The organism is Arthrobacter sp. Sr33, from assembly GCF_054511195.1.
Genome location: NZ_JBTNDD010000009.1, coordinates 73,472 through 93,915, shown reverse-complemented (window position 1 = coordinate 93,915; position 20,444 = coordinate 73,472). Strand labels below are relative to the sequence as shown.

The 20,444-nt window shown below is 64.0% G+C and carries 18 protein-coding genes; 1 reads left to right on the top strand and 17 read right to left on the bottom strand.

Annotated features, from left to right (window positions below; all coding sequences use genetic code 11):
* Positions 1-365: 365 nt before the first annotated feature.
* Positions 366-878 (bottom strand): hypothetical protein, encoded by a 513-nt coding sequence (locus ACX80T_RS12815; protein WP_019481325.1) that lies wholly within the window; start codon positions 876-878, stop codon positions 366-368.
* Positions 879-933: 55 nt separating this feature from the next.
* On the opposite strand from ACX80T_RS12815, the gene ACX80T_RS12810 reads away from it, so the two are divergent.
* The gene (locus ACX80T_RS12810; RefSeq protein ID WP_024476039.1) at positions 934-1,452 is read left to right on the top strand and encodes a flavin reductase family protein; all 519 of its coding nucleotides are present in this window, start codon (positions 934-936) and stop codon (positions 1,450-1,452) included.
* 12 nt (positions 1,453-1,464) lie between these two features.
* Here the strand turns inward: ACX80T_RS12810 and dnaE are convergent, their stop codons facing one another.
* From dnaE to ACX80T_RS12730, 16 genes are all read right to left on the bottom strand, one after another.
* Positions 1,465-5,034, bottom strand: coding sequence for a DNA polymerase III subunit alpha (gene dnaE, locus ACX80T_RS12805; protein ID WP_024476040.1), 3,570 nt, complete (start codon positions 5,032-5,034; stop codon positions 1,465-1,467).
* A gap of 66 nt (positions 5,035-5,100) precedes the next feature.
* Positions 5,101-6,036, bottom strand: a complete 936-nt coding sequence (locus ACX80T_RS12800; RefSeq protein WP_019481328.1) for an RluA family pseudouridine synthase — start codon at positions 6,034-6,036, stop codon at positions 5,101-5,103.
* On the bottom strand, positions 6,033-6,653 hold the full coding sequence (gene lspA, locus ACX80T_RS12795) for a signal peptidase II (RefSeq protein WP_019481329.1): 621 nt from the start codon (positions 6,651-6,653) through the stop codon (positions 6,033-6,035). Before lspA ends, ACX80T_RS12800 begins: the two co-directional genes overlap by 4 nt.
* 181 nt (positions 6,654-6,834) lie before the next feature.
* Positions 6,835-7,533, bottom strand: coding sequence for a DivIVA domain-containing protein (locus ACX80T_RS12790; protein WP_019481330.1), 699 nt, complete (start codon positions 7,531-7,533; stop codon positions 6,835-6,837).
* Positions 7,534-7,675: 142 nt separating this feature from the next.
* Positions 7,676-7,972, bottom strand: coding sequence for a YggT family protein (locus ACX80T_RS12785; protein ID WP_116778132.1), 297 nt, complete (start codon positions 7,970-7,972; stop codon positions 7,676-7,678).
* A 60-nt stretch (positions 7,973-8,032) separates the two neighbouring features.
* On the bottom strand, positions 8,033-8,551 hold the full coding sequence (locus ACX80T_RS12780; RefSeq protein ID WP_019481332.1) for a cell division protein SepF: 519 nt from the start codon (positions 8,549-8,551) through the stop codon (positions 8,033-8,035).
* Positions 8,552-8,588: 37 nt separating this feature from the next.
* Positions 8,589-9,353 (bottom strand): YggS family pyridoxal phosphate-dependent enzyme, encoded by a 765-nt coding sequence (locus ACX80T_RS12775; protein WP_024476043.1) that lies wholly within the window; start codon positions 9,351-9,353, stop codon positions 8,589-8,591.
* A complete protein-coding gene (locus ACX80T_RS12770) occupies positions 9,350-10,063 on the bottom strand; it encodes a polyphenol oxidase family protein (protein WP_024476044.1) in 714 nt (237 codons plus the stop codon). The genes ACX80T_RS12775 and ACX80T_RS12770 overlap by 4 nt, the downstream gene beginning before the upstream one ends.
* Before the next feature lie 11 nt (positions 10,064-10,074).
* Complete coding sequence (gene ftsZ, locus ACX80T_RS12765) at positions 10,075-11,271, bottom strand: cell division protein FtsZ (RefSeq protein ID WP_024476045.1); 1,197 nt, start codon at positions 11,269-11,271, stop codon at positions 10,075-10,077.
* Between the two features lie 186 nt (positions 11,272-11,457).
* Positions 11,458-12,375, bottom strand: coding sequence for a cell division protein FtsQ/DivIB (locus ACX80T_RS12760; RefSeq protein WP_024476046.1), 918 nt, complete (start codon positions 12,373-12,375; stop codon positions 11,458-11,460).
* Positions 12,372-13,793, bottom strand: coding sequence for a UDP-N-acetylmuramate--L-alanine ligase (gene murC / locus ACX80T_RS12755; protein ID WP_116778133.1), 1,422 nt, complete (start codon positions 13,791-13,793; stop codon positions 12,372-12,374). Before murC ends, ACX80T_RS12760 begins: the two co-directional genes overlap by 4 nt.
* Complete coding sequence (murG, locus tag ACX80T_RS12750) at positions 13,790-14,899, bottom strand: undecaprenyldiphospho-muramoylpentapeptide beta-N-acetylglucosaminyltransferase (protein WP_024476049.1); 1,110 nt, start codon at positions 14,897-14,899, stop codon at positions 13,790-13,792. The genes murC and murG overlap by 4 nt, the downstream gene beginning before the upstream one ends.
* Positions 14,896-16,251, bottom strand: a complete 1,356-nt coding sequence (gene ftsW, locus ACX80T_RS12745) for a putative lipid II flippase FtsW (protein WP_019481338.1) — start codon at positions 16,249-16,251, stop codon at positions 14,896-14,898. The genes murG and ftsW overlap by 4 nt, the downstream gene beginning before the upstream one ends.
* On the bottom strand, positions 16,251-17,816 hold the full coding sequence (murD, locus tag ACX80T_RS12740) for a UDP-N-acetylmuramoyl-L-alanine--D-glutamate ligase (RefSeq protein ID WP_035747221.1): 1,566 nt from the start codon (positions 17,814-17,816) through the stop codon (positions 16,251-16,253). Before murD ends, ftsW begins: the two co-directional genes overlap by 1 nt.
* Positions 17,813-18,916 carry a phospho-N-acetylmuramoyl-pentapeptide-transferase gene (gene mraY, locus ACX80T_RS12735; RefSeq protein ID WP_116778135.1) on the bottom strand — a complete coding sequence of 368 codons (1,104 nt, stop codon included), beginning with the start codon at positions 18,914-18,916 and terminating at the stop codon, positions 17,813-17,815. Before mraY ends, murD begins: the two co-directional genes overlap by 4 nt.
* Positions 18,913-20,439, bottom strand: coding sequence for a UDP-N-acetylmuramoyl-tripeptide--D-alanyl-D-alanine ligase (locus ACX80T_RS12730; RefSeq protein WP_459304605.1), 1,527 nt, complete (start codon positions 20,437-20,439; stop codon positions 18,913-18,915). The genes mraY and ACX80T_RS12730 overlap by 4 nt, the downstream gene beginning before the upstream one ends.
* Between the last annotated feature and the right edge of the window lie 5 nt (positions 20,440-20,444).

The window sequence follows — 20,444 nt, the reverse complement described above, 5'->3', positions numbered from 1 at the left end:
CTTCGGCTGTCCATCATGGCTCCTGTTCTCGAGTTGAGAGGTTTCCATCCACTCTGTCTGTAGAGCTCACATCGGTCAAGGAACGCTGTCCGCTAGACGTCCGTGCGGAGTCGAAGCGTGCGGAATCGAAGGGCGTCACAGCCCGGCTCCTTACTCTTTGCAAGATCACACTTCGGCGGGGCCGGGGATAAGAAGGGTTACGGTCCGATAACTGGGGTAGAAATGCGATACAAAGCTTGCTTACGGTCGAAGGGACGCAGCCAGTACAGTCCCATCACATGCGAGGACCGGCCGCGGCACGGGCCCCGCTGAAGAAGGAATTGGGCCTGGGCACCAATGAGGAGGAACGACTCACACGGCGCGCTTTAGACGCGGCGTTTACCCCACGCTAGTTCGATCAGCGTCGAGACGAAGACCACCAGAGCCGCGGCCCCGGGCCAAATCGCCGCTACGCCCGGGGATAGCAAGACAAAGTCTGGATCTGCGCCGAACATCATGCCCAGCCACTGTCCGATAAGCACCGCTAGCACCGATCCGAGGATCGATCCGCCCACCGCCGACCCAATCCGCTGCCATGCCCCGGGGAGATCCATCCGTTGAACGAGAAGCCAGCCCACCACGATGCCAACCACCAGCTGAAGACCACCGAGCGTCAGATCGGTCACCAGGGCCGCTTCCTCGGGGGCTGGGTCGCCGTACAGACCCCCACCCGGCGCGGCGAACCACCACGCCATACCCATTAGCAACCCCAGACCGACCATCGTGGATGCCCACCAAAGAAGCGAGGTGGGTGGGACGGCGGTGTCTTCGGTGGCAACCGAGTACACCGGCGGCGGATAGCTTCCGGCCTGCTCGGCGTCGGGACTGGAGGATCGCATGACTTATACATTAACAAAGTTATGCGGCACCAAGGCCTCCCTTAGGGTGGGGTGCGTGAATGATCTACGCCCAGCCGACCCAACAGTCCATGACTCAACAGCAGCTTTCCGGGACGCGTTCCGCCGCCATCCGGCCGGGGTAGCGATCATCACTGCTGTCTATGAGGGCCAGCCGTTCGGATTCACCGCAACATCCGTTTCGTCGCTTTCCGCGGACCCGCCCAGGTTTAGCTTCAACATGGCCCGCACCTCCTCGTCCTGGCCCGCCGTCGCGAACACCAACTACATCGGCGTCCACATGCTCGGGCTGGGTAACCGCGAGCTGGCCGACCGGTTCGCCCGGAGCCGCGACCGTTTCAGCGGAGATCACTGGAAGCCCGGACCGCACGGTGTGCCGCTGTTGGAGGGTGTGGCAGCACACCTGATCGGCCGCATCAGCATGAGGCTGTCCTTCGAAAACAACGCGGTCGTGGTCGCCGAGGTGGAGGCCGGCGAGGTCGGCCCGCCGGGCGTTCCCCTGCTCTATCACGGCGGCGTTTACGGGCAACCCACAGCGCTGGATTACGAGATCTAGCGCGTCAGACCCCTACACGTCCAGGCAGGCCGGCCCCAGTAACACTTTCAGGTCGCCGAAGAGCGATGACGTCGGGTTGACTCTCAGTTCAACGCCGAGCCTCATTACTTCGACCTTCCGGTTGCTGTTCAACCGGATCTGGACCTCGCTGGTACCAGGGTGGGTCCTGAGGACGTCCCGCAGCGCCACGACTGCCGTCTCGGTCGCCTTGTGGTGCGCCATGGAGATCACCACCGGCCCGGAATGGCCTTCACTAAGGTCCGGAACGCTGAGCTCCTGCGCGTTCAGGGTGACCGCACCGTCGTCGCGCCGCTGCAAACGTCCGCGGACGACGACGATGAGGTCCTCGGCGAGGACCCCCGCGATTGGGCCGTAAACCTGGCCGAAGAACATCACTTCCATCGACCCGGCGAGGTCTTCGATTTCGGCGCGGGCGTAGGCGTTGCCGCTGTTCTTGGCGATCCGCCGCTGCAACGAGGTGATCATGCCGGCGATGGTGACCATCGCGCCGTCGGCCGGGCCTTCGTCGCTGATGATCGAGGTGATCGAGGAGTCGGCGTGCTGGCTCAGGATCCCGTCGAGTCCCTGCAGCGGGTGATCGGAAACGTAAAGTCCCAGCATGTCCCGTTCGAAGGAAAGCTTGTCCTTCTTCTCCCACTCCGGCAGATCCGGCACCTCAACGGAGAGCCCACCCACCGATCCGGGTTCGTCGAAGGCACTGAAAAGGTCAAACTGGTTGGCGGCCTCGTTGCGTTTGAGGACGATCACCGAATCGACGGCTTCCTCGTGGATCATGGCCAGGGCGCGCCGCGGATGCTTGAGCGAATCGAACGACCCGGCCTTGATCAGCGATTCGATAGTCCGCTTGTTGCAGACCACAGCCGGCACCTTCTGCAGGAAGTCGCTGAAGGAGGTGAAAGCGCCCTTCTCGGTGCGGGCTCCCACCATCGCGCCCACCACGTTGGCGCCGACGTTACGGATGGCCCCCATCCCGAAGCGGATGTCAGTGCCGACCGGGGTGAAGTTGACGCTGGATTCGTTGACGTCCGGCGGGAGCACCGTGATACCCATGCGGCGGCACTCGTTGAGGTAGATCGCGAGCTTGTCCTTGTCATCGCCGACGCTCGTGAGCAGGGCGGCCATATACTCGGCCGGGTGGTGGGCCTTGAGGTAGGCCGTCCAGTAAGACACCAGCCCATAGGCCGCAGAGTGCGCTTTGTTGAACGCGTAGTCGGAGAAGGGCAGCAGGATGTCCCACAGCGTTTTGATCGCCGCTTCGGAGTATCCGTTGTCCTTCATGCCGTTGGCGAAGCCCTCGTACTGCTTATCCAGTTCGGATTTTTTCTTCTTGCCCATCGCCCGGCGCAGGATGTCCGCGCGGCCCAGCGAATAGCCAGCGACCTTCTGGGCAATCGCCATCACCTGCTCCTGATACACGATCAGGCCGTAGGTGGTTCCCAGGATTTCGGCGAGTGGTTCTTCCAGTTCGGCGTGGATGGGGGTGACTTCCTGGGCGCCGGTCTTGCGCAGGGCGTAATTGGTGTGCGAGTTCGCACCCATCGGTCCTGGTCGGTACAGCGCGATGACAGCCGAGATATCTTCGAAGTTGTCGGGGCGCATCAATTTCAGGAGGGCACGCATCGGGCCACCGTCGAGCTGGAACACACCCAGGGTGTCGCCGCGGGCCAGCAGCTCGTAGGAGCCCTGGTCCTCGAGGTCCAGCTCCTCGAGCACCAGGTCGATGTCCTTGTTGAGCTTGATGTTCTCCACCGCGTCGGTGATGATCGTCAGGTTCCTCAGCCCGAGGAAGTCCATTTTGATCAGCCCGAGGTTTTCGCAGGTCGGGTAATCAAACTGGGTGATAATCTGACCATCCTGGTCACGACGCATCAACGGGATGATGTCGATCAACGGGTCCGAGGACATGATGACGCCCGCCGCATGGACGCCCCACTGGCGCTTCAGGCCTTCGAGGCCAAGCGCTGTCTCGAAAACTTTCGCGGAGTCGGCGTCGGACTTCAGCAGTTCACGCAGTTCCTCGGCCTCGGAGTACCGCTTGGAGTTCTTGTCATGCACATCGGTCAGGGCCAGGCCCTTTCCCATGACGTCTGGCGGCATTGCCTTGGTGAGCCGCTCCCCCATCGAGAACGGGTACCCCATCACCCGGGAGGAATCCTTCATGGCCTGCTTGGCCTTGATGGTGCCGTAAGTGACGATCATGGCGACTCGCTCGTCGCCGTACTTCTCGGTGACGTACCGGATCACCTCGGAACGGCGCCGATCATCGAAGTCGACGTCGAAGTCGGGCATGGAGACGCGCTCCGGGTTGAGGAACCGTTCGAAGATCAGGCCGTGCTGCAGCGGATCGAGGTCTGTGATGCGCATAGCGTAGGCGACCATTGACCCGGCACCGGAGCCTCGGCCGGGGCCCACCCGGATGCCGTTGTCCTTGGCCCAGTTGATGAAGTCGGCGACCACCAGGAAGTAGCTGGGGAACCCCATCTGGGTGATGACGCCGGTCTCATACTCGGCCTGCTTGCGGACCGCGTCGGGGATGCCCGTGGGGTACCGGTACTGCAACCCCGTCTCGACCTCCTTCACGAACCAGGACTGCTCGCTTTCACCCTCGGGGACGGGGAAGCCAGGCATGTAGTTTGCTTTGGTATTGAACTCGACGTCGCACCGCTCGGCGATGAGCAGGGTGTTGTCGCAAGCATCCGGGTGATCCCGGAAAATGGAGCGCATTTCGGCGGGCGACTTCAGGTAAAACTCGTCGGCGTCGAACTTGAACCGTTTCGGGTCGGCCATGGTGGAACCGGACTGCACGCACAGGAGCGCCGCGTGGGCTTTCGCGTCCTCGGCGTGGGTGTAATGCAGGTCGTTGGTGGCCACCAACGGCAACCCCAACTCCTTGGCAAGTTTGATCAGGTCCGACTGGACAGCGCGTTCAATATCGAGCCCATGGTCCATCAACTCGCAGAAGAAGTTGTCGACGCCGAAAATGTCGCGGAAATCAGAGGCCGCCTTGACTGCCTCGCGGTAGAGACCGAGGCGGAGTTTTGTCTGCACCTCCCCGGAGGGACAACCGGTGGTGGCGATGAGGCCCTTGCCGTAGGTCTGGAGCAGGTCGCGGTCCATCCGGGGCTTGTAGAGGTAGCCTTCCAGCGATGCCAGGGAAGACATCCGGAACAGGTTGTGCATCCCCTCGGTGGTTTCAGCCCACATGGTCATGTGCGTGTAGGCGCCGGCACCCGAGACGTCATCGCGGCCACCACCACCCCACTTCACGCGGGTCTTGTCAGCCCGGGCGGTGCCCGGCGTCAGATACGCCTCGACGCCGATAATGGGTTTCACCCCGGCGGCCCGCGCCTTGTCCCAAAAGTCGAACGCCCCAAACACAAACCCGTGGTCGGTGGTGGCCAGCGCATTCATGCCCAGTTCCTCGGTGTGGCTGAACAGGTCAGTCAGCCGGGCGGCGCCGTCGAGCATTGAGTACTCGGTGTGATTATGCAGATGAACGAAGGAGTCTTCGCGGGTTGGCTTGGCCGGGGAAGCTTGGGGAGATGCTGATGAAACCACCATCCCATTCTAGGTCAGTCGGCCGGCGCCCCCGGCTGACATGCCGGTCCGCGAACGAGGCGTCACGGCCTAGACGTTCCCGGCCGCCAGGGCGTCGAGGGCATACTGCAGATCATTGGGGTAGGGGCTGGTCGCGCTGACGGTGTCGCCTGAGACCGGATGTTCGAAGGTAAGTTTCTGGGCGTGGAGCCATTGGCGGGTGAGCCCCAGGTTGGCGGCAAGCCGAGGGTCAGCGCCGTATGTGAGATCCCCCACGCAGGGGTGCCGAAGCGCCGAAAAATGGACCCTGATCTGGTGGGTCCGGCCGGTCTCGAGGTTGACCTCGAGAAGGCTAGCCTTCCCAAACGCTTCGAGCACCTTGTAATGAGTCCTGGAGGGCCTTCCGTCTTCCAGCACAGCGAACCGCCAGTCGTGGGCCGGGTGTCTACCAATCGGGGCGTCAATGGTACCAACCAGGGGGTCCGGGAGACCCTGGACCAGCGCATGATAGACCTTCTCCACGGTGCGTTCCTTGAACGCCCGCTTCAGGACCGTGTAGGCGTGCTCGGTTTTGGCGACCACCATCGCTCCGGAGGTTCCCACATCCAGGCGGTGGACAATGCCGGCGCGTTCGGTGGCACCCGACGTCGAGATCCGGTACCCGGCGGCGGCGAGGGCGCCGACGACCGTCGGGCCCACCCACCCCGGCGACGGGTGCGCGGCGACCCCGACCGGCTTGTCGATGACCACCAGATCGTCATCGTCGTAGAGAATCCCCATCCCGTCAACAGTTTCGACGACCACGGCCAGCGGGTCGACGCTTGCCGGAACCCTGATTCTTAGGACGGCACCGGCAGCGGGCCGGTCGGATTTACCAACGGGTTTGCCGTCGCTCGTCACGAACCCTGCCACACACCAGGCGGCGGCAGCGGAGCGGGACACCCCGGCGACGGCGGCGAGCACGGCGTCCGCGCGGGCGCCTCCTAGCTCGGTGGGAACGCGTTCGTCCCGTTCGACGGCGTTCACTTGGCGTCCGCCGAGCCGTCAACCACAGGTTCGTCGTTGCTGCGCTTGCCGTCCATGCCGATCCCGCGCAAGGTGAGCAGACAGATCAGGCTGACGCCCGTGACCACGGCTGAATCGGCGATGTTGAAGATGGCGAAGTTGGGCAGGGCGATGAAGTCGACCACATGGCCCTGCCCAAACGATGGTTCGCGCAGCAGACGGTCGGTCAGGTTGCCGAGCGCGCCTCCGAGGACCAGCCCCAGGGCTGTTGCCCACCACCAGGACGCCACCTTTCGGATCTGGGAGATGATCGCAATTGATACGACGGCCATGATGATGGTGAAAACCCAGGTGTAGTCGGTGCCAATCGAAAAAGCGGCACCGGGATTGCGGATGAAGTGCCAGTTCAGCAGAGGCGGAAGGACCGGGGTGATCTGTCCCTCGGTCATGGTGGAGACGACCCAGATTTTGGTCAACTGGTCAGCTACGTAGATGACGGCGAAGCACGCGACGAAGAGCAGCGCGTAGCGCGCACCCGTACGCCCGCGATGGCTGGCCGCCGTAGGGGTCTCACGGGCGGCGGGGGAGGTTTCATCGGACCCGGTTGGGTTGCCGTGCTCTGGTGTCTGGTCTGTCATAGCGCTTTCAGGTTTGGCGCTGCCGCTGACTGCGCCGGGGTGGGGTGGACTGCCGCATAAAGGTTGACATCCAGCCTACGGCAGAGGCCGACCGCCGGGAATTCCCGGGGGCCGGCCTCTTGAGTTGCCTTTAGCTGGACTGCACCGGTCATCTGGTGCAGCGGTAATACAGGTGAAGCGCCTAGGAGCCGGTGGCTTCGGAAGCTACCGATCCGCGGGAATCCAGATCGCGCAGCTGGCCTTCAATGTAGGCCTTCAGACGTGAACGGTAGTCGCGTTCGAAGCTGCGGAGCTGCTCAACCTTGCCTTCGAGCACAGACTTCTGCTGCTCGAGGGCGCCCAGGGTCTTACGGGTCTTCTCCTCGGCCTCGTTGACCATGCTGCTGGCTTCGATCTGCGCCTCGGCGATGATCTTGTCGCGCTGTTCGACACCGGCGTTGACGTATTCGTCGTGAAGCTTCTGAGCCATCGCCAGCACACCGGCAGCCGATTCAGCTGAACTGGTGCCCGAAGCGGCTGGTGCTGCCGCGGCGGGTGCTGCAGCAGCAGCCGGACGCTCTTCGGACTTCTTCTCTTCACCCTTGGGCTCTTCAACCTTTGGCTGTTCCTTCGCCTTGGGCTCGTCCTTCGCCTTGGGCTCGTCCTTGACCTCTTCGGTATGCGAGCTCGCCGACACGGGGGCGGGAACCACAGCGTTCTGGGACGTTGAGGAGGAGGCGTCCGCGAGCTTGCGCCGCAGTTCGTCATTCTCCTGGTTCAGGCGACGGAGTTCGACAACGATCTCATCGAGGAAATCGTCTACCTCGTCCTGGTCGTAGCCTTCACGAAACTTAGTGGGCTGAAACCTTTTGTTGACAACATCTTCTGGCGTCAGGGCCATCTGGTCACCTCATAGTGGTTATAAGACATGCCTGCCTATGAAGCAGACCTGACTACGGTACCGAATTGCGGACATAAAACTCGAGAATTCACACCAATTATGTGATTCAGCGTATATCTTTTGAGACTCGAAAACTAACCGGCTAGACCGACGTGGCCAAGCCGGCGGCGACGAACATGAGAATGGTTACTCCCAGGAACACCACCAAGAATGCCAGATCCAGTGACACTCCACCCAGCCGCAACGGCGGGATCAGTCGGCGAAGCGCCTTGATCGGCGGGTCGGTCACAGTGTAGACGCCCGAAGCCAACACCAGGGCCAGTCTCTTGGGGCGCCAGCCACGCGCAAACATCTGCACGGCATCGTAGACGATCCGAATAATCAGGGCTATCTGTACGACCATCAGTACCAGATAGATCAGAACAAAAACCAAACTCACGCGGCAGTCACAGTCCTAAAAGCGATACTTTGAGAGGAACTCGTGAACCAGTTAACCACGCTAGCTTTGATTGAAGAAACTAGCCTGCGCCTCGCTGGCCTTCTGGTCTTCTCCGAGTACCTCGATGTAGGAGGGCGACAGGAGGAAGACCTTGTTGGTAACCCGTTCGATGCTGCCGTGCAGACCAAAGACCAGACCAGCCGAGAAGTCCACCAGGCGTTTTGCATCCGATTCACCCATGTCGGTGACATTCATGATCACTGGGATGCCGTCGCGGAAGCTTTCACCGATCAGTTTCGCATCGTTGTAGGACCGTGGGTGCACGGTGGTGATCTGACGGAGAGCTGCCGAATCCTCGCGTGAGGACTGTGCGCGCTTGATCGGGGTCACCGGGGCACGGTACTCGTCCACCGGAGCGAGCCTGGCCGCCTGCGGGGCGTCAGCATGCCGGTCGTCACGGTCGTAGTCCACTAGGTGATCCTCGTTCCTGCTTTGTAAGTTCTTCTGCTCGGACTCGTAGTGCTCATCACCGTCGGCGAGCCCAAGATAGATCATTGTCTTGCGCAGTGCGCCAGCCATGGTAGCTCCTGTCGTGTCATTGGGTATAGTCCAGACGCTACCTCAAGGGTGGGCGTTCACCGAGGACCTGCGAACCTATTCTGAGGTGTGTCGCGCCGGCTGCGACCGCGGCTTCGAGATCCCCGCTCATACCAGCCGAGATGCCGGTGGCTGCGGGGAATTCGCCACGGAGCGTGGCTGAGATCTCGGCCAGCTCTCCGAACGCAGCAACGGGGTCTCTGCCCAGCGGCGCAACAGCCATCACACCAGCCAGCGAGAGACCGTCGGTCGCTTGGACGAGCCGCCCCAGGGCGACGACGTCGGTTGGGGCGGCGCCCCCTCGTTGATGCCCACTGATCGTCGCAGCGCGGCTGTCCCCGGTCGACAGATCGACCTGGATAAAGCAGGCGAGGGTCTTGGCGGCGCTGGTGCTGTCAGTGTCCTGGCCCGGTTCGGTTCGCCGGTTAGCCAACGCTTTGCCGAGCGCGGCGACGAGCGGTGCCCGGTCCACCGAATGGACTGCGTGTGCGTAGCGCACCACCGACCGCGCCTTGTTACTTTGCAGCTGGCCGATGAAATGCCAGCGCACTCCCAGGTCCGCGAGCTCCTGGGCCTTGGCTGCGGCCTCCTGGTCCCGGCTTTCTCCCATCTCGGTCACGCCCAGGGCGGCCAGGATCCGCAGGTCGCCCGCCGGGAAATATTTGGTGACAACGATGAGCCGCGGTTTATCGGTACGCCCCGATGCCAGCACCGCTTGATCGATTCGTTGGTGCACCGCCGAGAGCCGTTCGCTGAGCTCGTCGGCGCGCTGGGGGTCGGTCACTGGGTCCACACCAGCCCGGCGATCCGGCCAGCTGCGGGACTGCGACGGTGCGAATACAGTGCCCCGTTCTCAAGGGTGCAGAGTGTCGAGGAATCCTCGCTGACCTGTTGCACAGCCACACCGAGTGTCTCAAGCTGCGCCCGTACGGCTTGAGGCAGATCAAGGCCGGGGGTCGCCCACCGGGTGGTGGCTGTCGCGGCGGGAACCACGGCAGCTACCTCGCGGCGCATCTCCTCGGGGACCTCATAGCAGTCGCCGCAAATAGCGGGGCCAATCCAGGCCACCAGGTTCCGGGCATTCCGGCTGCGCAGCAGCTCGACCGTGTTGGCGATGACGCCGTCGAGGGTACCCTGGCGGCCGGCGTGCACAACAGCCGTGGCTCCCTCTGCACCGCCCCCGGCGGAGAGAACCACCGGAACACAATCGGCGACCATTACCGCCAGCGGGGTTGCCCCGCTGACGCTGACCAACGCATCAGCGCTGATCAGCTCACCCGCCGCTGCGTCCTCGACTATCTCGGCGGTGGCCGAGTGAGTCTGGTGCATGAACCGGAGGGAACCCTCGTCGATACCCATGGCGGCTTCGAGCTCCCGCCGACGCCGAAGGACCGAGGCGGGCTTATCCCCCACATGAAGTGCGAGATTGCCCGCCTGACTATTCGTGAAGGCTACCCAACGGCCGGGGCCGATTTCCTGGCGCCAGAAGAACACGGCGTCGGTGGTTACTTCAGGAAGTCAGGCACATCGAGTTCGTCTGACCGGCTCGAGGAGAAGTCAGGCTCCACCACGGCGGGCAGGTCGACGTCGAACCCTGAGTCGGCTGGGACGTTGTTGCCTGACTGCTGCGACCGCTGCGACCAGGCGCCGAGGCCTGCCGACGCGGGAACCGCTGCGGCCGCCGCCGGGGCGCTCGCTCCGACGGACGGCGCTGAGACCGGCTTGGACAGCTGTGCGCTGGGCTGTGACGTCGCGTCGACCTGGTCAAAGCCAGCTGCAATCACGGTGACCCGAGCCTCGTCGCCGAGGGCATCGTCGATCACGGCACCGAAGATGATGTTCGCTTCGGGGTGCGCTACTTCCTGGACCAGGCGGGCCGCCTCGTTGATTTCGAAGAGCCCCAGATCGGAGCCACCCTGGATGGAGAGCAGAACACCGTGAGCTCCGTCGATCGATGCTTCAAGCAGCGGCGAGGCAATGGCCAGCTCGGCCGCCTTGACGGCCCGATCTTCGCCGCGTGCCGAGCCGATGCCCATCAGCGCCGAACCGGCGCCCTGCATCACTGACTTCACGTCGGCGAAGTCGAGGTTGATCAGGCCAGGCGTGGTAATCAGGTCGGTGATGCCCTGAACACCTGAGAGCAGCACCTGGTCGGCTGAGCGGAAGGCATCGAGCATCGACACGTTCCGGTCGCTGATGGAGAGCAGACGATCGTTGGGGATGACGATCAGGGTGTCAACCTCGTCGCGGAGCGTATCGATCCCGGTTTCGGCCTGATTCGACCGGCGCCGACCTTCAAAGGTGAAGGGACGGGTGACCACGCCAATGGTCAGGGCGCCCAGGGACCTCGCGATACGAGCCACGACCGGTGCACCACCGGTTCCCGTACCGCCGCCTTCGCCTGCGGTAACAAACACCATGTCGGCGCCGCGCAGGACTTCCTCGATTTCTTCTGCATGATCTTCGGCCGCGCGGCGTCCCACCTCTGGGTCGGCGCCGGCGCCGAGGCCGCGGGTCAGTTCCCGTCCGACGTCGAGCTTCACGTCGGCGTCGCTCATCAGCAGGGCCTGTGCGTCGGTGTTGATGGCGATGAATTCAACGCCACGCAATCCCACCTCGATCATTCGGTTGACGGCGTTTACGCCACCGCCGCCGATGCCTACTACCTTGATGACGGCCAAGTAATTCTGCGGTGCTGCCACGGTCCTGTGTCCCTTGTTCGAATGCGCTGTGTGGGGCCTGATCCGGCTGGATCTGTTCCCAGCCTTCACCTTGACAACATTAACTCTCAACTTGAAAGTCAATGTTATGTCAAGTAACTTCTATTCAAGACGCTATGGGCAGGTGCACTCATCTGCAATGACCGAGCCCGCGTGTCGGATAATTCTTTAGCGAGTGACCGGACTCAACGGCGTGCTTACGTCAAAGACCTCGGCCGGCGGATCGGTCTGCGGGCCTGATAGCAGCGCCTCCAGCACCAGCGCCTTGGCCTGGTTCTCGTCCGAGCTACCCCAGAAGATGGTCTGGTCATTGGCGAGGGACAGTTCGACCGAATCCACGGAGTCCGCCGATGCGTGATTGAGCTGATTCAGGATACTCTCCGGCAAGGCGTCGAGCACCTCGGCGATCGAGGAAAACACTTCGCTGTTTACCGCATCGGTGCCGCCATCGATGAGGGGCAGCTGAACGGCATTGCGGTCGGCAACCGAGGCAAGTTGGCGCCCCTCCGCATCGATGAGGATAAAACGCTCGCTGCTCTGCAGGATCGCCACCGGTATCCGTTCCTCAATGGTGATCGCCAGGCCCGACGGCGGTACGGCGGCCACCGTGACGCTTTCAATCGGTGCGAACCCTTCGAGGAGCTGCTCGACATCCTCGTCGGCGATCTGTGGCAGGGGTGTTCCCAGCAACGGGTCGAGGGCGGCCGTGGCCTCCTCGGTGGTCACGAGCGTATTGCCGCTCACCTCGACGGACCGTAGCGCCAGGGCGGGCGAAAAAATGAGATAGGCAAGCAACCCCGCCATCAGTAGCACCACACCGGTGAGGCCCAGGATGAGATTCCGACGTCGACGCTTCCTGGGCGGCTCAGGGAAGGCAACCACCGAATTGGCGGTGTCATCATCGTCAGGTTCCTCCGGTAGCCACGGGTCCCCGGGGATCTTGAGCATCGAGACCTTACTGCTGGTGACCCGTGGCACCCGGACAGGCGCCGGCGCGCCGGACCCCGTCCCTGACCCCGCAGCCAGCTCGGAACCCGCGCCGGCCTCGGCCCCTGCACCGGGGGGTTTCGGCTTGCGACGGCTCATGAGTCGCGGGCGCTGTTGTCGGGCAGGGTGAGCAGGCCGACGAGGTCGGCACCGTACTGGGTGACGTCACCCGCCCCCACGGTCAGGATGATGTCCCCAGGGGCCGCACGGTCAACGACTGCCCTGACGGCTGCTGCGGGATCCGGGGCGTACCCGCCGGGCACGGTGAGTTGGTCGGTGATCAGTCGGCTGGTCACGCCGGGCATCGGGTCCTCCCGGGCCGCATATATATCCAGTACGGTGGCCGAGTCCGCCAGGTTGAGCGCCTGGGCGAACTCCACCGCGAATTCCCGGGTGCGGGAGAACAGGTGCGGCTGGAAGAGGACGTGCACGTGGTGGCCGGCAGCGACGGCGCGTGCCGCCGTCAGGGCCGCCGTCACTTCGGTGGGGTGATGAGCGTAGTCGTCGAAAACCCTCACTCCCCTGCCAGCCCCCTTCGCCTCGAACCGGCGGGCGGCGCCCGAGAAGGTGGCGAGGCCGGCTGCCGCTGCGGCGGGGTCGACGCCCAGTTCGAGGGCGACGGAGAATGCTGCTGCCGCGTTCCGCACGTTGTGTTCACCGGGCACGTTCAGCTGGAGTTCCTGCTCGCTGTCCAGTCCGTCCACTGAGAACGACAGCATGCTTGTGGAGGCACTACCCACGGCCTGGGTCGCACCAATCCGCACGTCAGCCGTCGGCGAGTATCCGTAGGTCCTGATCCTGCGGGTGTCGCCGACCCGTCCGGCGAGGGCTGCCGCACCGGCGTCGTCGACGCAGGTCACCAACACGCCGTCGTCGGCGGGCAGCAGGGCGGCGAACTGGTCGAATACCTCGTACACCGCTGCGGCCGTCCCGTAGTGGTCCAGGTGGTCTGCCTCCACATTGGTCACCACAGCGATCTGCGGCGAGTAGTTGAGGAATGAGCCATCCGATTCATCGGCTTCTGCAACAAAGACGCCGCCATCACCCCAGGCCGCGTTGACCCCAAGCGCTGCGACCTCACCGCCGATGGCGAAAGATGGGTCGAACCCGGCGGACTGCAGCATCACCGTGATCATCGCGGTGGTGGTGGTTTTGCCATGGGTACCAGCGACCGCCACCACTTCCCTGCCGGACATCGCGGCGGCCAGGGCCTGGGACCGGTGCAGGATCCGCAGGCCCTGTTGTTGGGCGGCCACCAGTTCGGGGTTGGTCGCCCTGATGGCGGTGGAGATCACGACCGTGTCGACGCCTGCAACATTCTCGGCCCGCTGGCCGACGGCGGTACGCGCCCCGAGGGCAGCGAGGGCCTGCAGGCCCCGCGAGTCCGCGGCGTCGGATCCGGACACCTGAACGCCCTGGCCCAGCAACACTCGGGCCACTGCCGACATGCCGGCGCCGCCAAGGCCAATGAAATGGACCCGCCCGAGATCGGCGGGGGTCAGGGTGGTTCCGGTCATGACTGTGCCCCGCGTCCGGCGGCGACGACGAGTCGGGCCATCTGAGTATCGGCGTCACGCACTCCGAGCCGGGCGCTGGCTGCGGCCATCGCGTCGAGGGCGGCCTGGTTTTTCAGCAACGGAAACACGTGTCCGGTCAACCAGTCTGCCGTCAGCGCAGCGTCGTCGACCAGCAGCGCGCCCCCCGCGGTGATCAGGTCCGCCGCGTTCCGGCGCTGCTCTCCGTTGCCGTGCGGCAGCGGGACGAACACTGCGGGCAGCCCGACGGCGCTCACCTCGCACACGGTGGCGGCCCCCGCACGAGCCAGCAGCAGGTCTGCGGCCGCGTAGACAGTTTCCATATCGTCGACGTACTCAATCTGGCGGTAGCCTTCGGCCTGGAGCGGTCGCCCATCGGCGCCCGTCACACCTTTGCCGCCTCCGGTAATGTGCAGCAACTGGATTCCCTCGGCCGCGAGCAGGGGCACCACGGCGGCGACGGCCCGGTTGATGCTGACAGCCCCTGACGACCCACCGGTCACGATCAGTGCGGGCTGGGTGGTGTTCAGCCCAAGGGCAGCGCGGGCGGCAGCCCGGGAGGTGGCACGGTGGAGGGTGGAAATACTGCGTCGCATCGGCATGCCGACCACCTGAGCTTTGGGGAGGCCGGTGCCCTTGAAGGCGACCGCCACAGTGGTGGCAATCCGCGCTCCGAGCCGGTTGGCCAGCCCTGGCTGGGCGTTCGCCTCATGGATCACTACCGGGATTTTCCGGCGCCACGCAGCCAGGTACAGGGGTGTGGAGACGTAACCGCCGACGCCGACGACGACGTCGGCCTCCGCGCGGTCGAGTACGCCCAGCGCCTGCCGGACGGCGCGGATCAGCCGGGTGGGGAGCTTCACCAGGTCGATCGACGGGCGGCGAGGCATCGGGACCCGGTCAATCGTCTCGAGCTGGTACCCCGCAGCCGGAACCAGTCGTGTCTCCATTCCCGCGGCAGTCCCCACAACTACCTGCCGGGTGTCAGGATCGTGTTCAGCCAGGGCATGGGCAATGGCCAGCAGTGGACTGATGTGACCGGCGGTACCGCCGCCGGCCAGGACCACCGAGAGGGGGTTTGTGCTCATCGGGCTGCTGGTTCGCTTTCTGTGGAACGGGGATCTGTAGTGGTCCCGGCTACTGCGCCGGAATCTGGTGCTGGGGGCATTTTGCGGGCGAAGGCCAGCAGGACTCCGACCGCCCCAAGGGTGAAGGTCAGCGCCGACCCACCGTAGGAGATGAAGGGTAGCGGAACACCGATGACGGGCAGGACGCCGGTGACCATCCCAATGTTCACGAACGCCTGGCCGATCAGCCACACCAGAATGGAGCCGAGCAGGATTCGCACGAAGGGGTCGGTGTAGCGTCGGGCAACCCTGATGGTTGCGACGGCGAGGATCCCGAACAGGATGACCACCACCAGGGTGCCCACCAACCCAAACTCTTCACCAATGATCGCGAAGATGAAGTCGTTGTGGGCTTCGGGAATCCAGTTCCACTTTTGCCGGCTCTGCCCAATACCGACTCCCCACCAGCCGCCGGACGCCAGCGCGAAGAGCCCGTTGTCGGCCTGCAGACACAGGTCCTGACCGTCATCGCAGCTGAGCCGCAGCCAGGCTGTGATCCTGTCGCTGCGGTTGCCACTCACCAGCACCATGACGATTGCGCCGGCGATACCAGCGATCCCTGCGATGGTGAACATTTTCATTGGCGCCCCGGCGAAGAAGAGCGCCGCCGCGAGAATCATCATCATGATGATCACGGTGCCCAGGTCACCACCGAGTAGGACCAGCCCGATCGGGAGCCCACCCAGGGGCAGGGCTGGGATCATCGCGTGTTTCCAGTTGCGGATCAGCCGCCCCTTGCGGGCCAGAACACTGGCCAGCCAAATGGCGAGGGCAAGTTTCGCCGGTTCGGAGGGCTGCATGGTGAAGCCGCCGATTTGAATCCAGTTCTGGTTGCCGTTGATGTTCACGCCAATGGCAAGTACGAGGACCAGAAGAACTACCGCGATGCCGAGCACCGGCCACGCCATCATGCGGTAGGCGCGCGCACCGAACCGTGACAGGAGCAGCATCAGGACCAGCCCACCGGCGGCCCACGTGGCCTGCCTGAGGAACAGGTCGAACTCGCTGCTGCCCTCGGCGATCGCTTCCACCGAAGATGCTGAAAGCACCATCATCAGACCGATCGCCGTCAGTGCGAGGGCCGACCCGAGGATCATGTAGTAGCTGGCGCCGCTGGCCTGCTTGTCGCTGCCTTCGAGGTACGTCCAGAACTGTCCGAAGCGGGCGCGGAGACCCTTCTTCGCCGGGGCGTTGCCCTCAGCGGAGGGGGTGGAAGGTGTGGGGGTGTTGGGTGAGGCGGGTACAGAGGGCGTTCGGGAATGCTGACGCATCACCGGCTTCCGACGGACTGGCCGGGTGGGCGTGGTGACCATTAGAACTCCTTTGCGGTCTTCGCCTGCCCTTCCACGATCACTTGGACGGCCTCGATAAAGGCCTTGCCCCGGTGAGCATAGGAGGAAAACTGATCCATGGATGCTGCCGCCGGGGCCATCAACACGGTGTCGCCGTCGCCAGCTAACCGCGCAGATTCCCTTACCGCCGATTCCATCACCCGCTCGCCCAGGGGCGCGAGGGTGGAATCGTCGGCCAACGTCACATCTTCAGTCTCTCCCGGGGCCACTTCGATCAGTGGAACATCCGGAGCGTGTCGGCGCAATGAACCGATCAGGTCCGAGCTGTCGGTGCCGATCAGCACCACCGCCTTGAGTCGCTGCGCGTGCGTCTGCACCAGCTGGTCGTAGTTGACGCCTTTGGAGAGCCCCCCGGCGATCCAGATCACCGAGTGGAAGGCCGAAAGGGACGCTGCTGCCGCATGCGGATTGGTCGCTTTGGAGTCGTTGATCCACAGGATTCCGTCCCGCGAGGAGACGAGCTGGATCCGGTGCTCGGTGGGCTGGTAGTTCCGGATCCCGGCGCGGATCGCTGCCGGCTCGACGCCCGCTGCCCGAACCATTGCGGCGGCCGCGAGGGCGTTCGCCACCAGGTGGCGGGGCACCAGCTCCCCCAGGTCCTTGATCGCAGCCAGCTCAACAGCGGAATCCTTGCGCTGTTCGATGAAGGCGCGGTCCACCAGGAGGTCATCGACCACTCCCAGCATGCTGACTGCCGGCGTTGAGGTGGTGAAACCGATGGCTCGGCAGCCCTCGATGACGTCGGCTTCCTCGACCATCCGTTCGGTGGCGGGCTGTTCGGCGTTGTAGACGCAAGCCACTTTGGTATTGGCGTAAATCTTTGCTTTGTCGGCGGTGTACTGATCGAACCCACCGTGCCAATCGACGTGGTCCTCCGCAACGTTCAGGCACACACTCGCCAGCGGCGAGATGGACCCGGTCCAGTGCAGCTGGAAACTGGACAGTTCGACGGCGATGAAATCGTAGCCTTGCGGGTCACGGATCGCGTCGAGAATGGGGGTACCGATGTTGCCCGCGGCGACGGCGCGGAGGCCTGCGGCCAGCAGCATCGACTCCACCAGAGAGACGGTGGTGGTTTTGCCGTTGGTGCCGGTGATGGTCAGCCACTCGGCGGTGGGGCGGCCTTCGCGGATCCTGACCCGCCAGGCCAGTTCGACGTCGCCCCAGACCGGGATTCCTGCGTCTTTTGCGGCCCTGAGGAGCGGCTGCTGCGGGGTCCAGCCCGGTGAGGTGACCACCAGATCGGGCTGGCTGCCATCGATGAGCGGAATTCTCGTTGCGTGTTCGGCGCCGAGGAGGACGTCCACGGCACCGACGATCGACAGCGTGTCCGCCTTGGCGCGGTTCTCGGCCGAATCGGATCCGTCGACTACCACCACGCGGGCACCCAGTTCAATGAGCGTATCGGCGACGGAGAACCCGGACAGGCCGATGCCGGTGACTACTACCCGCAGCCCTTTCCAGTCGGCATCCCAGGTGGTCAGGGAATCGAGGTCACGGGCACCCGCGGGGATGGTTCCGGTCATATCAGCACCACCCATTCGGCGTAGAAGATTCCGAGTGCGGTGGCCACGAATAGCCCGGCAAGAATCCAGAACCGGACGACAACTGTGACTTCCTGCCAACCCTTGAGTTCGAAGTGGTGCTGGAGCGGAGCCATTTTGAACACCCGTTTGCCGCCGGAGAGTTTGAAGTAGCCGACCTGGATGATCACCGACAGCGTGATCATGACGAACAGCCCGGCGAGGATGACGAGCAGCAACTGGGTGCGGGACAGGATCGCGAACCCGGCGATGGCGCCGCCGATGGCGAGCGAGCCGGTGTCACCCATGAAGATCTTTGCAGGCGAGGTGTTCCACCAGAGGAACCCGACCAGCGCACCGCACATGGTGCCGGCGATGAGGGCCAGATCGAGAGGGTCCCGGACGGTGTAACAGACGCTCCTGGCGACCTCGTCGAGTGCGCAACTCTGGTTGGACTGCCAAATGCCCATCAGCATGTAGGCGCCGAACACCAGGACGGATGCCCCGGCCGCAAGGCCGTCGAGACCGTCGGCGAGGTTCACGCCGTTGCTGGCTGCGGTGATGATGAGGTTGGACCAGATGACGAAGAGGACGGCGCCAACGATGGTGCCGGCGAAGGCCAGGTCGATCGACGTGTCGCGGATGAATGAAATGGCCGTTGAGGCCGGCGTCCTGCCGTTTTCGTTCGGGAAGCCAAGCGCAAGGACGGCGAAGATGATGCCGACGAGGGTCTGTCCCGCGATTTTCGCCGGGGCGCTGAGGCCCAGACTCCGCTGTTTGGAGATCTTGATGTAGTCGTCGAAGAATCCGACGATTCCCATGCCGACCATCAGGAGTAGCAGCAACAGACCCGAGACGGACGGCCCGGTGGAGACTCCGGCCCAGATCATCAGCAGGTGGGTGACGAAGTAGGCAATCAGGACGGAACCGACGATGACGGCGCCGCCCATGGTGGGCGTCCCGCGCTTGGTGTGGTGGGCTGTGGGGCCGTCATCGCGAATGAATTGACCGTAGCCACGGTTCACGAGCAGGCGGATAAACAGTGGGGTACCCACGAGGGCCAGCACCAGCCCCATGGCTGAGCCGATCAGTAGCGCAATCACAGCTGCGGCCCCCCTTGGAGGTCAGTTGGGCCGGGCTCTGATGGTTCAGGCGTGGCAGTGGATGGTGCAACAGTCGAGGACAATGCTATCCGATCACCTAAAAATCGAAGCCCCGCCCCGTTGGAGGATTTGAACAGCACCAGGTCTCCAGGTTCCAGAACCGAGGCGAGAATTTCCTCGGCCGCCGCGACGTCATCGGCGAACAGGACCTCATCCCCCCAGGACCCCTCGAGGACTGCACCGTTATAGAGAGCACGGGCCCCCATCCCGATCACGAGCAGCTTGGTGATGTTGAGCCGAACCACGACCCGGCCGACGGCGTCGTGCTCGGTGATCGATTCGTCGCCGAGTTCGAGCATTTCGCCGAGCACGGCCCAGGTGCGGCGACCCCGCCCTAGTTCGGCCAGGGTACGAAGCGCGGCTCGCATTGAGTCAGGATTGGCGTTGTACGCGTCGTTGATGACCGTCACGCCGTCGGCGCGTTCGGTGCGTTCCATCCGCCAGCGACTCTGTGCTTCCGACCGCGACAGGGCGTCGGCGATGGCTGCGCCCGGGATGCCGAGCGTCCCGGCAATTGATGCGGCGGCGAGGAGGTTGGTGATTTGGTGCGTCCCGATCAGCCGTGAGGTGACCTGATGCTCGGTGGACCCGTCGGGACCGGGCAGGCCCAGCGTGAATGATGGGTGCCCACCGGGGGTGGTTGTGACACCGGTGGCCCGAACAACTGGTCCGCCGCCGGGGAGATGCGAGTTGTCGGAAGTGAAGTAGAGCTTGGACGCGGCGGTCACGGTCTCCATGGCCAAAACCCGGGCGTCGTCGGCGTTGATGATTGCCGTTCCGCTTCCCGGCAGCGAACGAAGCAGCTCCGACTTGGCCTTGGCGATGTTGTCCACTCCACCGAACTCTCCGGCGTGGGCGCTGCCAACTCCCAGGACCACACCGACATCGGGCGCGACCATGTCCGCAAGGTAGGTAATCTGCCCGATCTTAGTGGCACCCATTTCGATGATCAGATACCTGGTGTCGTAATCGGCGCTGAAGACGGTCAGCGGAACGCCCACCTCGCCGTTGTAGGACCCGATCGGGGCAACAGTGGGGGCATGCTCCCTGAGGATGCCTGCCAGCAGGTCCTTGGTGGTGGTCTTACCGGCCGAGCCGGTGATGCCGATCACCGTCAGCGGCGAATGGGCGCGCAATCTTTCCACCACGGCGGCAGCGAGCCGGCCCATGGCCAGCACCACATCGTCGACGACGACGGCGGGGTACTCTCCAGCACCAGCGGCGTCCTCATTCGCCACCGGGTGTTCCAGCAGTGCCAGCACAGCCCCATTACGGAAGGCCTGCGGCACGAACTGGTGACCGTCAGCGTTTGCACCGGGCTTGGCGACGAACAGGCCACCGGCCTGTACCTCGCGGGAATCCACGGTGACGGAGCTAACGGTCTGGGTCTGCCGTGCTGCGGCAGCGGGGGTCAACTGACCCTTGGTAATTGCCGCGATTTCGGCTGCGCTTAGTTCAATCATGACGG

Excerpts from the sequence above, each read along its gene's own strand:
- ACX80T_RS12780 (WP_019481332.1), bottom strand. The coding sequence starts at position 8,551 with ATGGCTGGCGCACTGCGCAAGACAATGATCTATCTTGGGCTCGCCGAC.
- ACX80T_RS12730 (WP_459304605.1), bottom strand. The coding sequence starts at position 20,439 with ATGATTGAACTAAGCGCAGCCGAAATCGCGGCAATTACCAAGGGTCAG.
- ACX80T_RS12760 (WP_024476046.1), bottom strand. The coding sequence starts at position 12,375 with ATGAGCCGTCGCAAGCCGAAACCCCCCGGTGCAGGGGCCGAGGCCGGC.
- dnaE (WP_024476040.1), bottom strand. The coding sequence starts at position 5,034 with ATGGTGGTTTCATCAGCATCTCCCCAAGCTTCCCCGGCCAAGCCAACC.
- ACX80T_RS12815 (WP_019481325.1), bottom strand. The coding sequence starts at position 878 with ATGCGATCCTCCAGTCCCGACGCCGAGCAGGCCGGAAGCTATCCGCCG.
- murC (WP_116778133.1), bottom strand. The coding sequence starts at position 13,793 with ATGACCGGAACCACCCTGACCCCCGCCGATCTCGGGCGGGTCCATTTC.
- ftsW (WP_019481338.1), bottom strand. The coding sequence starts at position 16,251 with ATGGTCACCACGCCCACCCGGCCAGTCCGTCGGAAGCCGGTGATGCGT.
- ACX80T_RS12790 (WP_019481330.1), bottom strand. The coding sequence starts at position 7,533 with ATGGCCCTGACGCCAGAAGATGTTGTCAACAAAAGGTTTCAGCCCACT.
- murG (WP_024476049.1), bottom strand. The coding sequence starts at position 14,899 with ATGAGCACAAACCCCCTCTCGGTGGTCCTGGCCGGCGGCGGTACCGCC.
- lspA (WP_019481329.1), bottom strand. The coding sequence starts at position 6,653 with ATGACAGACCAGACACCAGAGCACGGCAACCCAACCGGGTCCGATGAA.
- murD (WP_035747221.1), bottom strand. The coding sequence starts at position 17,816 with ATGACCGGAACCATCCCCGCGGGTGCCCGTGACCTCGATTCCCTGACC.